We start from the raw sequence: 16,145 nt of genomic DNA on the forward strand, positions 1-16,145 counted from the left end.
CCGGTCAACGGGTGCGGGATGGGTGCCAGGCACCATGGACAGAACACAAGGGCGCCAGCATGCTGGTGTCATGAACCGTCTCGCAGCGCTGCGAGCAGGACGCTCGCGGCGAATCCGAACGCCGGTGACGGCGTTGTTCTGGCGGATCTGCTTGCTCAACGGTGTGATCTTCACCCTCGGCACGTTGATCTTGGCCTTCTCCCCGGCCACGGTGTCGGCCCGGCTGCGCCTGACCGAGGTGCCGGTGCTGGTGATCGGACTCGCGGTGATCCTCACCGCGAACGCCGTGGCCCTTCGCACCTCGCTGGCACCGCTCGACGAGCTGGTCTCCTCCATGCGCCGCGTCGATCCGCCCCGGCGCGCGGTCCGCCTCGATCACGGCGCGAGCGGGGATTTCCACCAGCTGATCGAGACCTTCAACGCGATGCTCGACCGGCTCGAAGCCGAACGTTCGGTGGCCGGTGGTACCGCGCTGGCCGCGCAGGAGGGCGAGCGGCGTCGCATCGCCCGCGAACTGCACGACGAGATCGGCCAGAGTCTGACGGTGGCGCTGTTGCGGCTCAAACGGGTCGTCGATCGGGCGCCCACCGGACTGCGCGAGGAGGTCGAGGCCGCGCAGGAGACAGTGCGTGGCTGTCTCGACGAGGTCCGCGGGATCGCCGCACGGCTGCGGCCCGATGTGCTCGAGGACCTCGGCCTGCACAGCGCGATCAACGCGCTGTGCCACGAATTCACCCGCTCGGCAGGCATTTCCGTGCGCCGCGAGGTCGACCCGGCGATCAGCCGCCTCGACCCCGACATCGAACTCGTCTGCTATCGGGTCGCCCAGGAGAGCCTGACGAACGTATTGCGGCACGCCGACGCCGACGAGGTCACCTTGCTGATCACGCCCCGAGCCGACACCGTGATGCTGCGGGTGACCGACAACGGTCGCGGCGGCGTGGTCGAGGACGGGGCGGGAATCCGCGGGATGCGCGAGCGCGCCATGCTGATCGACGCGACGCTGACCATCTCCTCCCCGGAGTCGGGCGGCACCGCGGTCGAGCTGATCGTCCCGGTCACCGCGCGCGAAGGAGTTCCGGCATGAGCGCGCCGACCCGGATTCTGCTGGCCGACGACCACGCGCTGGTGCGCAGCGGGCTGCGGATGATCCTGGACAACGAACCGGACCTGCTCGTGGTCGCCGAGGCCGCCAACGGGCTCGACGCGGTCACCGCCCTCGCCGACGACAGCATCGACCTGGTGATCCTCGACATCGCGATGCCGCGGATGACCGGCATCCAGGCCGCCCGCGAGATCACCAGGAACAACCATCCGGTGCGCATCCTGATGCTGTCGATGTACGACAACGAGCAGTACTTCTTCGAGTCGCTGAAGGCCGGCGCCTCCGGCTACGTGCTGAAGTCGGTGGCCGATCGCGACCTCATCGAGGCGTGCCGGGCGACGATGCGCGGTGAATCGTTCCTCTACCCCGGTGCCGTCACCGCGCTCGTGCGCGACTACCTGCAACTGGCCCGGCAGGGCTCCGCGCTCCCGGAAACGATACTCACCCCGCGCGAGGAAGAAGTTCTCAAGCTGATCGCCGAGGGCTATTCGGCCAGGGAGATCGCCGCCGAGCTGGTGATCAGCGCCAAGACCGTCGACCGGCATCGCGCCAATATCCTGCAGAAACTGGGCCTGCGCGACCGGCTCGACCTGACCAGGTACGCCATTCGCGCCGGATTGATCGAGCCGTGAGAACGTCGAAGGCCCCCGGACCGAGCGATCGCGGGGGCCTCGACAAGGGGGTCATTCGGCGAGCGGGTCGACCTCCACACGCTGCTTGCGACCGGCCACCAGGCGCATGACCGGTTCCACGATGCGGGCACCGATCGGGCCGATGATGGCCATCAGGAGCACGTAGGTGGTCGCCAGCGCCGCGAATTCGTCGGGTACCGCACCCGCGGCCACCGCGAGGCCCGCGATGACGATCGAGAATTCACCGCGCGCGACCAGGGCGGTACCCGCGCGAGCCCGGCCCAGTTGCGAGGCGCCCGCGCGTTTGGCCGCCCACCACCCGGTGGCGATCTTGGTGACCGTCGTGACCACCGCCAGCAGCACCGCCCAGCCGAGCACCGGTGGGATGGTCGTCGGATCGGTGCTCAAACCGAACAGCACGAAGAACATCGCCGCGAACAGATCGCGCAGCGGTTCGAGGATCTTGGTGGCATCGTGCGCGGTCGAATCCGAGATCGCGATACCGAGCAGGAACGCGCCGACCGCCGCCGACACCTGCACCGCCGAGGCGATGCCCGCCACCAGCAGCGCCGAACCGAGCAGCTTGAGCAGGAAGATCTCGCGATCCTCACTGGCCACGATCGCCGAGACGTATTTGCCGTAGCGCAGCGCGACGACGAGCACCAGGGTCACCGCGACCAGCGCGATACCCACGGTGGTCATCCCGGCCACGAACCCGACACCGGCCAGCACCGCGGTGAGCACCGGCAGATACACCGCCATCGCCAGATCCTCGAACACCAGGATCGACAGGATCGTCGGTGTCTCCCGGTTACCCAGCCGACCCAGGTCGTTGAGCACCTTGGCGACGATGCCGGAGGAGGAGATGTAGGTGACACCGGCCATCGCGATCGCCCCGGTCGGCCCGAGGCCGAGCATCAGCGCCACGATCACCCCCGGCGTCGCGTTGAGCACCAGGTCGAGCAGGCCGGCAGGCCACGATTTACGCATGCCGGTGACCAGTTCACCGGCGGTGTATTCCAATCCGAGCAGCAACAGCAGCAGTACGACGCCGATCTCGCTGGCGATGTGGATGAAGTCCTCCACCTCGTGCAGCTCGATCAGCCCGCCGGTACCGAAGACCAAACCACCGAGCAGGTAGAGCGGGATCGGTGAGAGGCCGATGCGGGCCGCGATCCGCCCGAGCACACCCAACCCGAAGAAAACAGCCCCCAGCTGGATCAAAGCCAGCGCGGTTCCACTGATCTGCACCGGCTCAGCCGTCGGTCAAGATCGAAGCGGCGGCGTCGAGCCCGGCATTCGTGCCGACCACGACGACCATATCGCCGCTGGCGAACACGAACTCCGGTCCCGGCGATGCCAGGACCTGCCCCGCGCGCAGGACCGCGACGATCGAGGCGCGGGTCTTGGTCCGCATCTCGGTATCGCCCAACCGCCGCGACGCGTACGGCGAATTGGGCGGCACCGGCATAGATCGCGTGCTCACTCCGTCGAGTTCGCGATGTTCTTCACGCAGTTGCGCGACCAACTGCGGTGCGCCGAGCAGGCTCGCCAACGTGCGGGCCTCGACAGCGGACAGTGGAATCTGGACGGTCGAATCAGGATCGCCGACCTTGGTGAAAATCAGGTCGGTACCACCGTCGCGGTGGTCGACGATGCCGATACGGCGGTCCACCTTCGAGAGCGAAAACTCTTTGCGGACACCGATTCCCGGCAGGGATGTGACTTCTACATTCATGGGATCACCTAACCTCAGCTAGGGGATACCTTACCTGCCCTTTACTATCGGCATGGATTCATCAACCGGCGCCGAGCAGCCGCCCCGCCGCGTCGAGACCCTCGTCGGTGCCGACCACGACGACCAGATCGCCGGGGATGAAGGTGAAATCGGTTCCCGGCGACGGGGTTACCTCGCCCGCGCGCACCACCGCGACGACCGAGGCCTTGGTGCGGGTGCGCATCTCGGTGTCGCGCAACGGGCGACCGTCGAAGGGACTGCCACGGTCGATCGCGAACTGCCTGGTCGACAGCTCGCCCGCACTGTGGGTCTCGCGCGTCTTCTGCACCACCTGCGGCGCACCGAGTAATCCGGCCAGCACGCCGATCTCGTTGTCCGACAAGGGAATCGAGGTAGTCGAGTCGTAATCACCGGCGCGCGAGACGACCAGGTCGACCGAGCCGTCGCGATGCTCGATCACGCCGATCCGGCGACGCGCCTCCGCCAGCGGAAAGTCCTTGCACACGCCGATTCCCGGTAAAGGCGTCACATCGATGTTCACGCCCTCACAGTACGACCAGATAGGAATAACACCACCCCCTACCCTGCGCACCCGTGCGTCGAAGCTCGCCGCGTTCGCCTGTCCGGCCTCGGCGGCGTCGGGAACCGAGAACTTCGCGCGCCGCTACCGCGCGAATCGCCAGCGGGTGGCGCCGTGCGGATCGGTGAGCGCGACGCCGACCGCGATGTGCGGAACGAATCGGAACAGGTACCAGGGTGCGGGGCCCGCGCTCTGGGCACTGAACGCGGCGGTGACGGCCTCGCCGTCGCGTTCGGCGGGCCAGCCGGTGTCACGGTAGGCGGCGGTGACCCGATCGAGCTCGCCGTGATCGATCGTGCGGGTGGCGACACCCTCGAAGACGAGGTCGACGTCGTCGGGGAAGCGCAACGACAGCGTGCACGCCGGATTGCCTGCGAGGTAGGTGGTCTTGCGGGCGGCGGGGCCGCTGGTGAAATAGAAGTACTCGCCGACCTGGGCCGCGCCGATCCCGGCCGAATGTGGTCGACCGTCCGGACTCGCGGTCCCGAGGAACTGGGCGGTCTCGAGCGCCGCGAGACCGGTCTCGATGGCACTGCGCGCACGGCTCCACGGCAACTGGTCGGCACCGTAGATATTGAGATCGGTGGCCTCGACGGGTTCGGGCAACATCGTGCTCCCTCTGATCGCAGATCTGCCGGTAAAGGCGCTGGCCGAGAAGGTCAACGGTGGCTCACACTCGCGGTCGAGTATATCCGCGCGACCGGCGCCGACCATGGCGATCGCGCGGCGCTACCCGCTGTGGCTTGCGTATTCGGGCGAAGTCGGGTGTTGTTGAACAGTGACCAACTCTTCCGGAGACGCGTATCCACTCACGGACACGATGACCACCACGACGGCGGTACACGACGGCGTCACGGTGCTGACGGTGACCGGCGAGGTCGACCTGGCGACCGCACCCGCGCTCGATGCCACCATCGAGGCCATCCTGGCCGAGAAACCGGCGGCGCTGGTGATCGACCTGACCGCGGTCGGGTTCCTGGCGTCGGCGGGCATGGCGACGCTGGTCGCCGCGCATCAGCGGGCAGGCGAGACCACCTCGATCGCCGTCGTGGCCGACGGGCCCGCCACCAGCCGTCAGCTGAAGATGACGAGCCTGGACCAGGTGTTCGCCATGCACACCACCCTGGACGCCGCCTTGGCGTCGTTCACGTCCTGACACAGCGAAACGCGCCGCCGACCGGAGACTTCTCTCCGGACGGCGGCGCGTTTGTCGTCGGTGGGTGTCAGCAGAGGGTGCGCAACTGCTCGATCAGCTTCACGCGACCGGCGGCGTTCTCGGCGATCGGCGTGACGTTGAGCGTGGTGACGCCCGCCTCGGCCATCGCGGCGATGCGCTCCTTCACGAAGCTCTCCGGGCCGATCAGCGACACATCGCGCACCAGCTCGTCGGGCACCGCCTGGGTGGCGGCCTGCTTGTCACCGGCCAGGTACAGCTCCTGGATGCGGTCGGCGGCCTCGCCGTAGCCGTACTTGGTGGCGAGGGTGTGATAGAAGTTCTTGCCCTTGGCGCCCATGCCGCCGATGTAGAGGGCCAGGTGCGGCTTCACGAACTCGAGCAGCGGGGTCACGTTCTCACCGATCGCCAGCGCGGGACCGGCGAAGATGTCGAGCTCGCCCAGCGCCGGGTCGCGCTTGGCCTTGCCCGCGGCGAGCGCGTCGCCCCACACATCCTTGGCCCGCTCCGGCAGGAAGAAGATCGGCTGCCAGCCGTTGGCGACCTCGGCGGCCAGCTCCACGTTCTTCGGACCGAGCGCGGCCAGCAGCACCGGAATGTCTTCGCGCACCGGGTGATTGATCAGCTTGAGCTCTTTGCCCAGGCCGGTGCCGCGGTCGGCGGGCAGCGGGATCTGGTAGTACTTGCCCTGGTAGTTGAGCTTCTCGCGACGCCACACCTTGCGGCAGATCTCCAGGAGCTCGCGGGTGCGCCCGATCGGAGCGTCGTAGGGCACGCCGTGGAAGCCCTCGATGACCTGCGGACCGGAGGCGCCGATGCCGAGGATGAACCGGCCGTCGGAGACGTAGTCCAGGCCGGCCGCGGTCATCGCGGTGAGGCTGGGGGTCCGGGTGTAGAGCTGCAGGATGCCCGAGGCCAGCTGGACCCGCTCGGTGCGGGCGGCCAGGAAGCCCAGCGCGCTCACCGCGTCGAACGAGTACGCCTCCGGCACGAAGACGATGTCGAGGCCGGCGCGTTCCAGGTCGGCGACCTCGGCCGCCGTCTCCTTGAAACCGTCCGTGTAGTTGATGCTCAATCCGATCCGCATGCACTCAACATAGCCCCGGACACCACGCGCACCCCGACCGGTCGGTCTGTCGGCGCAGGTGCTGGTCGCGCGGGGTGCGTGAGCGGGCACGCGGTAGCGTTGAGGCAAAGATTCCACGCAATTCTCGCCGCATCGAAAGGCCACCCCGTCGTGTCGCAGCCCACCGTGTCGCCGCAGCAGATCGCCCCCTCCTTCGGTTCGGTGACCTTGGAGCACTATCTGTCAGAGCTGGCCGCGAAGGTACCCGCCCCCGGTGGCGGGGCCGTGGCCGCGCTGCACGCCGCGCAGGCCGCCGCGCTGGTGGCGATGGTGGCGCGCTACACCACCCGCGCCAAGGACGCGGAGAACCGGCCGGTGATCGACCAGATCATCGTGGCCGCCGATGCCGCGCTGGCCAGGTCCCTCGCCCTCGCCGATGCCGACGCGGCCGCGTTCACCGCCGTCGGTGCCGCCTACAAGCTGCCGAAGGACACCGACGCCGAGATCGCCGCCCGCACCGCGGCGATCAACGAGGCGCTGGTCGAAGCCGCCCGCGTGCCCGCCGCTGTGGTCGACGAGGCCGACGAAATCCTCTCGCTGGCCGCCGAACTGCTGCCGATCGGCAATCCGAACGTGGTCACCGATATCGGTGCCGCCGCCGACGCCGCCCGCGCCGCGGCGATGAGCTCGCAGCTCAATATCGAGATCAATGTGGGCTCCCTGCCCGCCGATCTCGGTGACCCGTTCGCCGCCGCCCTGCTGCGCGTCGACACCATCGCCGCGCGCGCCGACGCCCTGCACGGCGACGTGCTGCACGCCGTGCGCGGCTGAGTCAGCCGCTCGCGGTGAGCACGATCTTGCCGCGGACCCGGCCGGATTCGCTGCGCCGATGCGCGGCGGCGAGTTCGGTGATCGGCAGGATCTCGGCGATGTCGACGGTCAGCTCGCCGTGGTCGACCGCCGCCGCGAGCTCGTCGAGCGCGGCCGTCGCCGGTGCGACGTAGAGCCGGTGCACTCGCGAATCCGGATGTGTCGCCGGGCCTTCGGCGGCCACCACCCGGCCGGTGGCGCTCAGCACGGTCAATGACCGATCCGTGTAGTCGCCGCCGATCAGATCCACCACCAGGTCGACCTCGCGCACCGCGGTGGTGAAATCGGTGGTCCGGTAATCGATCGGTTCGGTGACGCCGAGTCCGCGCAGATAGGCATGGTTGCCGGTCCGCGCGGTGGCGGCGATCGCTGCGCCTCGCCGCGCGGCGATCTGCACCGCCAGATGCCCGACGCCACCGGCCGCCGCGTGCACGAGGACCCGCTCGCCCGGCCGCACCGAGGCCACAGCCTGCCAGGCGGTGAGTCCGGCCACCGGAAGCGCGGCCGCGTGCACCGGGTCTATCGAGGCGGGGACGCGGGCGAGCCGATTCTCCTGCGCCACCACGTATTCCGCGTTGGCGCCACCGAACACCATGCCGTACACCGCTTCTCCCGGCGCGAACCGCGGCGCACCGGCACCCACCGCCGCGATTACGCCGGACACATCGAGCCCGAGCACGAGCGGTGGCTCACCCAGCTGCCGGATCAGGCCGCTGCGCACCTTCCAATCCGCGGCGTTGACGCTGGTCGCCACCACCCGCACCAGCACCTCCCCCGGACCCGGTGCCGGCCGAGGCACCTGTGCGCGCTCGAATACGTCCGGTCCGCCGAAAGATCTCTGCACCATCTGCCACATACCGTCGAGTCTGCGCCGAGCAGTGCCCCCATGGTAGTAGGCACCTTTCGGATAACGTGGTACCTCATGGATACTGTCGGTGAGCAGAGTTCGGTCGAGGCGTTCCTGCGTGACTGCCCCGCGCGGCAACTACTGTCGGTACTCGCCGACAAATGGGTGCTGCTGGTCCTGGGCAGCCTGCGCGAGGCGGGCGGACCGGTGCGTTTCAACGAATTGCGCAGGCGCCTGGACGGCATCACCCAGAAGGTGCTCACCCGCACGCTGCGCGATCTGGAACGTGACGGCCTGGTCCGGCGCGAGGTGTTCCCCACGATGCCGCCCCGCGTGGAGTACAGCATCACCGCGCTCGGGGCGGATCTGGGGCGGATCAGCCAGGCGATGGGCGCCTGGGTGGTCGAACATCACGAGGAGATCACCGCCGCCAGAGCCGAATTCGATGCCCTGCGAACCGCCGAACCGGCCCCACTGCCGCAACCGGGGCGATCAGCAGCACCGATCTCGAAGTGAGAACATTTTTTCGAGGTCCCGACCTGCACTGACGCAAGACGACACACCGGTACACCCGTTGGCCGTTACCACTTCGATAGGTCGAGTTGATCATGGCGGCCTAGACTTGGATTCCGCCTACGAGTGAGTGAAGGGGTGGCGTTTATGAGGAACGCAGTTCGTTTCCTGTTCGTCGCGATCATGGCGGCAATACTGGCCGCATCCTGGTCGGGAGCCGCGTCCGCGGACTTGATCGGAGGCCAGCGCACCCAATACGGCGGTGGCACATACGCAGAGGCGAACCTGTCCACACACACCTTCACCGTGAGCCAGGGCGGACAGGTCGTACGGGTGATGCCCGCGTCGATGGGCAAGCCCGGTTTCGAGACGCCCACCGGTACCTTCAGCGTTCTGGAGAAGGACCGGTCGGTGGTGTTCGACTCGCGGACCATCGGCATCCCGCTCGACGATCCGGAGGGCTACATCATCGACGGTGAATACGCGGTGCGGCTCACCTGGGGTGGCGTGATGGTGCACTCGGCACCCTGGTCGGTGGACTCGCAGGGCAACGCCAACGTGAGCCACGGCTGCATCAACCTCGCCCCCGCCGACGCCGCCTGGTACTTCGAGAATGTCGGCATCGGCGATCAGGTCTATATCCACTGGTAAACATTTTCCCTCGTGGCATTCGGCGAACGCGCCGTCAGGGCAGTATCGTGCCCGTAACGAAATCGTTGCGGGACATACCCTGACGGCGACGAGCCTGATGAAGGTGGGGCGATGGATCGACCGGAAGCGCACAGACCGATCGGGGCTCGACAGCAGGACCCGGGATCGGCCGGTGCTCCGCTCGCGGCTGTCACCCCGATTCGGCGGTCCCGCGACCTCAGCGCGCCGCGGCCTCGTCGGCTGAGCGAGCAGCCGGTCAGCGGTGCGCGCCATCGCATCGAAGGTGGACCGACGACACCGGCAGGCATTCCGGTCGTTCCGGCCGCCGGACTACAGGACACCGAGTACGGCAGGGTCGTTCCGGCCGACGCCACCGTCACCGATCGGCTGCCCGTGATCGGCGGAAAATACGATCCCGGTGCGCGCCACAGCATTCCGGACACCGCGTTCTCGATCGACGACAACGGGCCCGACACCGACGAGATCCCGATCATCACCTCCCCTGCCCCCACGTGGGCGGCTCTCGATTGGCCCACGCGAGGCAATGACACTGCGGTGTCCCGGCATTCGCATCGCGCACCCGAGGACCGCGGTGCGGATACCTTCCCGCCACGCCCCGCGGCAACCTACGGCGGTGCGGACACCTTCCCGCCACGCCCCGCAGCGACCTACGACGGTGCGGACACCTTCCCGCCTCGCCCTGCGGCGACCTACGACGGTGCGGACACTTTCCCGCCACGCCCTGCGGCGACGTACGGCGGCGCGGACACCTTTCCACCACGCCCTGCGGCGAACCACGGCGGCGCGGACACGTTCCCACCGCGCCTCGCGCCCGATTACCGCGACGCGGACGCCTTTTCGGCAACCGAGACAGCCGACTCCCCTGGCGCGGACAGCGAGCCCTCGCGTCCCGCACCCGACTACAACGGTGATGACGAAGTCTTCGCGCGAATGATCGACCGCTCCAAGCGACGGCGCGTGCCCCGATGGGTCGCACCGCTGGTCGCCTCGGTGGCCGGTGCCGTCCTGCTCGGCGGCACCTACGTCCAACTGCGTGGGCCCGCACCGGCATCCACGGCGGCGAGCACTCCGCTCGTGCCGAGCTCGGCGAGCCCGGTGACGGTCGAGTGCCCCACCGAGCAGATCGGCGCCATGGTGCGGGGCAACGGCTCCGGCGGCACCGAGTCCGGCATCGCGGCGATCCTGGCCTTCCAGCACGCCTATTACGTCGCGCGATCAGGCGATCAGGCGCGGACCCTCGTGGCCGCCGGTGCTGTGGCACCCTCGGCGGCCGCCATCCAGGCCGGAATCGACTCCACTCCGGTGGGAACCACGCACTGTGTGGAGATCACCCCGGGTGCCTTCGCCGATCAGTACCTCGTCAAGATCACCGCGTTCCGGCCGGATTCGGCGCCGAGCACCTACACACCGCAGCTGGTGGAGACCGCCGTGGTCGGCAAGAAGACGCTGATCACCTCGTTCGGGGCGGCACCGCGCTAGACCCGAACGAGGGGCCGATCAGCAGCTGCGCGATCGCACAGCTCGATCACGAAAGGCGTTCAGGCGCGGGCGTTCTCGGCCGCGACCACCACGTGGCGCATGAGCAGCGCGGTGGTCACCGGGCCGACACCGCCGGGGACGGGGCTCAGCGCCGCCGCCTTGCCGATGACCGATGCCGCGTCGACATCGCCCACGATGCCGCCGTCTTCGGCTTCGTTGGTGCCCACGTCGATCACCACGGCGCCGTCGCCGATGTGCTTGCCGGTGACCAGGCCGATCCGGCCCGCCGCGGCGACCACGATATCGGCGGGGGTGGTGACCGCGGCCAGGTCCGCGGTGCGTGAGTGCGCGACGGTGACGGTGGCGTTCTCGGCGAGCAGCAGCTGGGCCAGGGGCTTGCCGACGATATTGGAGCGGCCGACCACGGTGACGAGGCGGCCCTGCAGCGCGATGCCGTGATGCTTCAGCAACTCGACAACGGCCTCGGAGGTCGCGGGGACGAAACCGTCGAGGCCGGAGGCGAGCAGGCCGAGCGACAGCGGGCTGACGCCGTCGACGTCCTTGGTCGCGGCGATCGCGGAACTCACGTCGTCGAGGTTCACGCCGGCGGGCAGCGGGGTCTGCAGCATGATCGCGTCGGTGGCCGGGTCGGCGCTGCGCGCGCTCAGTTCGGCGCGGATCGTTTCGGCGCTCGCGTCGGCACCGAGATCGATGCGCTCGCAGGCGATTCCGAGCCGTTCGGCGGCTTTGCGCAGCGAGTTCACGTACCAGGCGCTCGCCGGGTCGTCGTTGGCGACGATCAGCGCCAGCGTCGGCGCGGTGCCCGCGGCGGTGAGCGCGGCCGCGCGCTCCTTCGAGTCGGCGTTGATGGCGGCGGCGAGTTCCTTGCCGGTCAGCGAAGCGGTATCCACGGTGAGTCACCTTATCCGCCGCCGGGCGCACGGCCTTCCGCCGGGCCGCGACGCGCGCAAGCTGGTCGAGGTCCGCCGCGGCCGTGATCTCCGGTCGTAGGGTGTTGCCTGCTCTGTCATCAGCTATGCCAGCACGTACCGAACCGTTCGCGGGAAGGGTTGCGACTGTCGTGAAGATCTCGAGGCATTGGAAACAGGTGGCCGCCGCTGTCGTCACCGCTGCCGCACTGACGGGCACCGCGGTCGGCCCCGCCGCCGCGGAGGCGGACGTGGCCGCGCTGTACAACTCGGCGCAGCGGCATTTCACCGACGGTGACGATGCCGCGGGGCGAGCCGACCTACGCGCGCTCATCGCCGCCGATCCGCACGACGCCGAGGCACTCGCGCTACAGGCGATCTGGTCGCACTACGCGGGCGACACCGCCGCCGTCGGTGACGCGCTGGCCCGGCTCGGCGGGATCGACGCGGGCATGGCGGCGGGCACCAACCATGTGCTGCACGCGGTCACCGCGGCCGCCGCCACCCTGCCCAATCCGCTGCCCGCACTGGTCGGTCCGCAGACCGGCATCGTGGTCCTCGGCTACGGCCTGTTGCCCGACGGCGCGCTGCGACCGGAGCTGGAGAACCGGCTCACCGCGGCGTGGTTGCAGGCGGTCGCCGCGCCGTTCTCACCGGTGATCGTGACCGGCGGCAATCCGCAGAACGGCATCTCCGAGGCCGAGGCCATGCGGCGCTGGCTGGTCGCGCGCGGGCTGCCGGGTGATCGGATCCATGTGGAGGATCGGGCCGGGTCGACGGTGCAGAACGCACTGTTCAGCACCCGGCTGCTGCGCGATCTCGGTGCGACCAGCGCGGTGGTGGTGACCTCCCCGAATCACATTCGGCGCGCGGTCGCCGACTTCATCGTGGCGGGCACGCATGTGGTCGGGGCGATGACCTCGCTCGAGCAGCTGGTTTCCCAGTTGCCCCCGCCCGCGCGCCAGGCCCAGCGCGGGATCTACCTCGACGCGACCCGCACCTTCGAACTCGACACTTCACGCTGAGTCGTTGCCTCCCGGCCACTGCCCGCGGTGATAATTCGCTTGCCCCGGTCAGGAACAATCGGCGCATGAGCGGTTCCAGTTTTCCCGAGGTGGTCGTGACGTTGCGGCGTGCGGGATGCGTGTTCGCCGAGGACGAGGCCACGCTGTTGATCGAGGCGGCGGTCGGCGATCCGGGGCGGCTGGATGCGTTGGTCGGACAGCGGGTCTCGGGGACTCCGCTCGAATATCTGCTCGGCTGGGTGGAATTCCGTGGGCTGCGAGTCGGGGTGCGACCTGGAGTTTTCGTGCCGCGTCAGCGCACCGCGTTTCTCGTGGATCAGGCGGTCGACGGCGTCGCGCCGGGCACGACGCGTGCCTGCGTGGTCGACCTGTGTTGTGGCTGTGGGGCACTCGGGCTGAGTGCGGCGACCGAGCTCACCGCACGGGGGTGCGATGTCGAGCTCGTCGCCGCTGATATCGACCCCGTCGCCGTCGCCTGCGCGCGCGAGAATCTCGCGCCGCTGAGCGCACCGGTATTCGGCGGTGATCTGTTCGACGCGCTGCCGGGTGACCTGCGCGGGCGCATCGACATCTTGCTCGCGAACACACCGTACGTACCCAGCGCCCGGGTCGCGGACCTGCCGCCGGAAGCACGCGAGCACGAGCCGCTCGTCGCGCTGGACGGTGGGGCAGATGGGCTCGACGTGTTCCGGCGGGTCGCCGAGGGCGCGGCCACGTGGCTGGCGCCGGGCGGCACCGTGCTGGTGGAAACCGGGGCAGGGCAGGTCGATACCGCGTGCTCGGTGCTCACCGCGCACGGTCTCCTACCCCGCGTGGCCCGGTCCCAGGAGCACTACGCCACCGTGGTCGTCGGTACCAGGGAGCCTCGCTGATCGCGCGGCAACCACCAACGGTCGACACCGATCGGCCGTCGCGGTCGATGCGGACGTGCACAGGGTGCCCGACATGACGATGCCCCCGTCGAACGATCGCCTCCACGACCGGTCGACGGGGGCACCCCCGCACCGAATGCCTACTTGCGCCCGGTGAACTGATCCATCGAGTGGTACACGCCCACCGCGTTCAGGTACAGGTCGCGAACCTTGATCGGCAGCAGACCGGTCAGCGCCCGGTTCATCCGTGAGGTCCACGGCAGCACCACCAGGGCACCGCCCTTCTTCATCTCCGACCACGAGGTGTCGACGACATCGTTCTGCTCGAGCATCGGCGTGAACAGAATGCCCTTCGCACCGTCGAACATGCCGGTGTTGATGTAGGTCGGACAGACCGTGGTGACCTTCACGTGGTCGTGGCCCGCCTGCTCGAGCTCGATACGCACCGAATCCGACCAGCCGAGCGCCGCCCACTTCGACCCCGCGTACACGGCCATGCGCGGGTTGGCGACCAGCCCGGCCGACGACGCGATATTGAGCACGCGTGCCTGGCCCGCACCGGCGACCATGCCGGGCAGGAACTCCAGGGTGACGTACATCGGGGCCAACGAGTTGATCGCCATCGTCTTGTCGATGTCGGAGCGGTTCTCGGTTTCCCAGAAGTAGGTGTTGCCGCGCACGATGCCCGCGTTGTTGACCAGGATGTCGATGCCGCCGACCTCCTTGCGCACCGCCTCACCGGCCTCGCGGATCGAATCCTGCGACGACACGTCCACCACGTAGTGGTGCACCTTGCCACCCGCGGCGGTCAGCTGCGCCGCGGTATCGCGCAGCGCCAGCTCGTTGATATCCCACAGCACCACCGCGTCGGCGCCTTCGGCAACGGCCCGCTCCGCGAACAGCTTTCCCAGGCCCATCGCCGCGCCGGTGACCAGGACCCGCTTACCTGCGACCGATTCCAACTTCATTTCTCGCTACACCTACCCCTGCTCGTATTCCGCTACTTCTGGCGCAGCGTCTTCATGACACCGAAAACCAGCGTCATCGTCTTGGCCCACATCTGCTCGGACATCCCGGGCAGCGGCGCGATCGGCAGCAGTCGCTGGACCGCGATGGTCTGGGTGTCGATGTACTTCAGCAGGCCCTCCGGCCCGTGACGACGACCCTGACCGGAGATACCGAGCCCGCCCGACGGCGCGTCGACGCTGCCCCAGGCGGCACTGAAGCCCTCGTTGACGTTCACCGAACCGGCGTTGATCCGCGCGGCGACGTCCTTGCCGCGGTTCACGTCCCGGCTCCACACACTGGCGTTGAGGCCGTAGGCGGTGTCGTTGGCTGCCTCGACGGCGGCGTCGTCGGAGTCGACCTTGTACACCGAGACGACCGGGCCGAAGGTCTCCTCGCGGAAGACCGTCATGCCCGGCGCCACGTCGGCGAGCACGGTCGGCTCGTAGAAGTACGGGCCCAGATCCGGGCGGGCACGGCCACCGGCGAGCACCTTCGCGCCCTTGGCCACAGCGTCGTCGACGTGGGCCGAGACGGTCTCGAGCTGACGGGGGAAGGTCAGCGATCCCATGTCCCGGCTGTAGTCGAGCTCGCCGCCGAGCGACATGTTCTTGACGTTGCCCACGAATTCGGCGACGAACTGGTCGTAGACCGAGGCGTCGACGTAGATGCGTTCCATCGACTCACACAGCTGACCCGCCGACGAGAAGCAGGCGCGCACAGCCAGTTTCGCCGCCTTGGAGACATCGGCGTCGGCCAGCACGAGCAGCGGGTTCTTGCCACCGAGCTCGAGGGAGTATCCGATCAGGCGCTCACCGGCCTGCTGGGCGATGGTGCGGCCGGTGGCGCTGGAACCGGTGTAGTCGACGTAATCCGCGCGCGCGATCACCTCGCCACCGATCTCGCGGCCACGGCCGAGCACCGCCTGCCACAGACCGCGCGGCAGCCCGGCCCGCTCGGCGGCGTCGATGGCCCACAGCGCGGTCAGCGCCGTCTGGTTGTCGGGGCGCGCGATCACGGCGTTGCCCGCGATCAGGGCGGGCAGCGCGTCCGAGACCGCCAGCGCGAGCGGGTAGTTCCACGGGGAGATGACCGCGACGACACCCTTGGGCCGGTTGCGCACCTCGACCGAGGTGAGCACCGGCAGCACGCCGCGCGGCTTGCGGTCGGCGAGCAGTTTGGGGGCGACGGTGGCGTAGTAGCGCGCGTTGAGCGCCACGTCGGCGATCTCGTCGAAGGCGTGCGGCCGGGACTTGCCGGTCTCGGTCTGCACGATGTCGAGGATGGTGTCCTGCTCGGCGAGCACGATGTCGTGGAAGCGGCGCACGATCTCGGCGCGCTGCTTGACTCCCACCTTGGCCCAGTCGCGCTGCGCGTGCCTGGCGACGGCGAAGGCGCGCTCGATATCGGCCACCGAGGACTGCGGCAGGTCGCCGATCTTGTGGCCGGTCGCCGGGGCGAAGACCGCGACCGACGGTGCGCCACCGGCGACTCCGCGCTCGAACAGGGGCTTGACCAGCGCGGCGGGCAGCACGGTGGGTTCGGCGGTCAGCTCGGGGGCTGTCGTCATTGTCGGCCCTTCTCCTCAACAGATGGATCGCGCGGAACGGATCGCGCACGTTCAGGTCATTTACTGAA

17 protein-coding genes and 1 pseudogene are annotated in these 16,145 nt (G+C 68.9%); 9 read left to right on the forward strand and 9 right to left on the reverse strand.

The features are described from left to right. The first annotated feature begins 70 nt into the window (after window positions 1–70). Window positions 71–1,087: a HAMP domain-containing sensor histidine kinase gene (locus ACFWPK_RS02635; RefSeq protein ID WP_378912803.1), complete on the forward strand. Its 1,017-nt coding sequence runs from the start codon at window positions 71–73 to the stop codon at window positions 1,085–1,087. Continuing rightward, entirely contained in the window at window positions 1,084–1,737 is a 654-nt protein-coding gene (locus ACFWPK_RS02640) for a response regulator transcription factor (protein WP_301901138.1), read from the forward strand. The genes ACFWPK_RS02635 and ACFWPK_RS02640 overlap by 4 nt, the downstream gene beginning before the upstream one ends. A 51-nt stretch (window positions 1,738–1,788) precedes the next feature. Here the strand turns inward: ACFWPK_RS02640 and ACFWPK_RS02645 are convergent, their stop codons facing one another. From ACFWPK_RS02645 to ACFWPK_RS02660, 4 genes are all read right to left on the reverse strand, one after another. After that, window positions 1,789–2,982, reverse strand: a complete 1,194-nt coding sequence (locus tag ACFWPK_RS02645) for a cation:proton antiporter (protein ID WP_378913139.1) — start codon at window positions 2,980–2,982, stop codon at window positions 1,789–1,791. Window positions 2,983–2,992: 10 nt separating this feature from the next. After that, on the reverse strand, window positions 2,993–3,475 hold the full coding sequence (locus ACFWPK_RS02650) for a cation:proton antiporter regulatory subunit (protein ID WP_378912804.1): 483 nt from the start codon (window positions 3,473–3,475) through the stop codon (window positions 2,993–2,995). 61 nt (window positions 3,476–3,536) lie between these two features. Beyond that, a complete protein-coding gene (locus ACFWPK_RS02655) occupies window positions 3,537–4,016 on the reverse strand; it encodes a cation:proton antiporter regulatory subunit (protein ID WP_378912805.1) in 480 nt (159 codons plus the stop codon). A gap of 123 nt (window positions 4,017–4,139) precedes the next feature. Continuing rightward, window positions 4,140–4,664, reverse strand: coding sequence for a pyridoxamine 5'-phosphate oxidase family protein (locus ACFWPK_RS02660; RefSeq protein ID WP_378912806.1), 525 nt, complete (start codon window positions 4,662–4,664; stop codon window positions 4,140–4,142). Between the two features lie 211 nt (window positions 4,665–4,875). Between ACFWPK_RS02660 and ACFWPK_RS02665 the strand changes: the two genes are divergently transcribed. Further along, on the forward strand, window positions 4,876–5,211 hold the full coding sequence (locus ACFWPK_RS02665; protein WP_101468711.1) for an STAS domain-containing protein: 336 nt from the start codon (window positions 4,876–4,878) through the stop codon (window positions 5,209–5,211). Between the two features lie 67 nt (window positions 5,212–5,278). Here the strand turns inward: ACFWPK_RS02665 and ACFWPK_RS02670 are convergent, their stop codons facing one another. Then, a complete protein-coding gene (locus ACFWPK_RS02670) occupies window positions 5,279–6,316 on the reverse strand; it encodes an LLM class F420-dependent oxidoreductase (RefSeq protein ID WP_378912807.1) in 1,038 nt (345 codons plus the stop codon). 150 nt (window positions 6,317–6,466) lie between these two features. On the opposite strand from ACFWPK_RS02670, the gene ACFWPK_RS02675 reads away from it, so the two are divergent. Beyond that, on the forward strand, window positions 6,467–7,126 hold the full coding sequence (locus tag ACFWPK_RS02675; protein ID WP_378912808.1) for a cyclodeaminase/cyclohydrolase family protein: 660 nt from the start codon (window positions 6,467–6,469) through the stop codon (window positions 7,124–7,126). Window position 7,127: 1 nt separating this feature from the next. Here ACFWPK_RS02675 and ACFWPK_RS02680 read toward each other — a convergent pair whose 3' ends face one another. After that, window positions 7,128–8,012, reverse strand: coding sequence for an NADP-dependent oxidoreductase (locus ACFWPK_RS02680; RefSeq protein WP_378912809.1), 885 nt, complete (start codon window positions 8,010–8,012; stop codon window positions 7,128–7,130). A gap of 75 nt (window positions 8,013–8,087) precedes the next feature. On the opposite strand from ACFWPK_RS02680, the gene ACFWPK_RS02685 reads away from it, so the two are divergent. From ACFWPK_RS02685 to ACFWPK_RS02695, 3 genes and pseudogenes are all read left to right on the forward strand, one after another. Further along, the gene (locus ACFWPK_RS02685) at window positions 8,088–8,528 is read left to right on the forward strand and encodes a winged helix-turn-helix transcriptional regulator (protein ID WP_378912810.1); all 441 of its coding nucleotides are present in this window, start codon (window positions 8,088–8,090) and stop codon (window positions 8,526–8,528) included. Between the two features lie 276 nt (window positions 8,529–8,804). Next, window positions 8,805–9,176, forward strand: a pseudogene (locus tag ACFWPK_RS02690) (L,D-transpeptidase); the annotation flags it as partial. 111 nt (window positions 9,177–9,287) lie between these two features. Next, window positions 9,288–10,676 (forward strand): hypothetical protein, encoded by a 1,389-nt coding sequence (locus ACFWPK_RS02695; protein ID WP_378912811.1) that lies wholly within the window; start codon window positions 9,288–9,290, stop codon window positions 10,674–10,676. Window positions 10,677–10,735: 59 nt separating this feature from the next. Here the strand turns inward: ACFWPK_RS02695 and ACFWPK_RS02700 are convergent, their stop codons facing one another. Continuing rightward, window positions 10,736–11,587, reverse strand: coding sequence for a bifunctional 5,10-methylenetetrahydrofolate dehydrogenase/5,10-methenyltetrahydrofolate cyclohydrolase (locus ACFWPK_RS02700; protein WP_378912812.1), 852 nt, complete (start codon window positions 11,585–11,587; stop codon window positions 10,736–10,738). A 170-nt stretch (window positions 11,588–11,757) separates the two neighbouring features. On the opposite strand from ACFWPK_RS02700, the gene ACFWPK_RS02705 reads away from it, so the two are divergent. Together ACFWPK_RS02705 and ACFWPK_RS02710 are read left to right on the forward strand one after the other, a co-directional pair. Next, window positions 11,758–12,630, forward strand: a complete 873-nt coding sequence (locus ACFWPK_RS02705; protein WP_378912813.1) for a YdcF family protein — start codon at window positions 11,758–11,760, stop codon at window positions 12,628–12,630. Between the two features lie 65 nt (window positions 12,631–12,695). Further along, entirely contained in the window at window positions 12,696–13,502 is an 807-nt protein-coding gene (locus tag ACFWPK_RS02710) for a putative protein N(5)-glutamine methyltransferase (protein ID WP_378912814.1), read from the forward strand. 140 nt (window positions 13,503–13,642) lie between these two features. On the opposite strand, the gene ACFWPK_RS02715 is transcribed toward ACFWPK_RS02710, so the two are convergent. Next, window positions 13,643–14,470, reverse strand: a complete 828-nt coding sequence (locus ACFWPK_RS02715) for an SDR family NAD(P)-dependent oxidoreductase (RefSeq protein ID WP_378912815.1) — start codon at window positions 14,468–14,470, stop codon at window positions 13,643–13,645. Window positions 14,471–14,502: 32 nt separating this feature from the next. Then, entirely contained in the window at window positions 14,503–16,077 is a 1,575-nt protein-coding gene (locus tag ACFWPK_RS02720; protein ID WP_378912816.1) for a succinic semialdehyde dehydrogenase, read from the reverse strand. Window positions 16,078–16,145: the final 68 nt, after the last annotated feature.

It is taken from the genome of Nocardia sp. NPDC058519 (assembly GCF_042719755.1).
Taxonomy (GTDB): Bacteria; Actinomycetota; Actinomycetes; order Mycobacteriales; family Mycobacteriaceae; genus Nocardia.

Bases quoted from the DNA above. Each gene is read 5' to 3' on its own strand.
- ACFWPK_RS02635 (WP_378912803.1), top strand. From the start codon at position 71: ATGAACCGTCTCGCAGCGCTGCGAGCAGGACGCTCGCGGCGAATCCGA.
- ACFWPK_RS02640 (WP_301901138.1), top strand. From the start codon at position 1,084: ATGAGCGCGCCGACCCGGATTCTGCTGGCCGACGACCACGCGCTGGTG.
- ACFWPK_RS02650 (WP_378912804.1), bottom strand. From the start codon at position 3,475: ATGAATGTAGAAGTCACATCCCTGCCGGGAATCGGTGTCCGCAAAGAG.
- ACFWPK_RS02660 (WP_378912806.1), bottom strand. From the start codon at position 4,664: ATGTTGCCCGAACCCGTCGAGGCCACCGATCTCAATATCTACGGTGCC.
- ACFWPK_RS02665 (WP_101468711.1), top strand. From the start codon at position 4,876: ATGACCACCACGACGGCGGTACACGACGGCGTCACGGTGCTGACGGTG.
- ACFWPK_RS02670 (WP_378912807.1), bottom strand. From the start codon at position 6,316: ATGCGGATCGGATTGAGCATCAACTACACGGACGGTTTCAAGGAGACG.
- ACFWPK_RS02680 (WP_378912809.1), bottom strand. From the start codon at position 8,012: ATGGTGCAGAGATCTTTCGGCGGACCGGACGTATTCGAGCGCGCACAG.
- ACFWPK_RS02685 (WP_378912810.1), top strand. From the start codon at position 8,088: ATGGATACTGTCGGTGAGCAGAGTTCGGTCGAGGCGTTCCTGCGTGAC.
- ACFWPK_RS02695 (WP_378912811.1), top strand. From the start codon at position 9,288: ATGGATCGACCGGAAGCGCACAGACCGATCGGGGCTCGACAGCAGGAC.
- ACFWPK_RS02710 (WP_378912814.1), top strand. From the start codon at position 12,696: ATGAGCGGTTCCAGTTTTCCCGAGGTGGTCGTGACGTTGCGGCGTGCG.
- ACFWPK_RS02715 (WP_378912815.1), bottom strand. From the start codon at position 14,470: ATGAAGTTGGAATCGGTCGCAGGTAAGCGGGTCCTGGTCACCGGCGCG.
- ACFWPK_RS02720 (WP_378912816.1), bottom strand. From the start codon at position 16,077: ATGACGACAGCCCCCGAGCTGACCGCCGAACCCACCGTGCTGCCCGCC.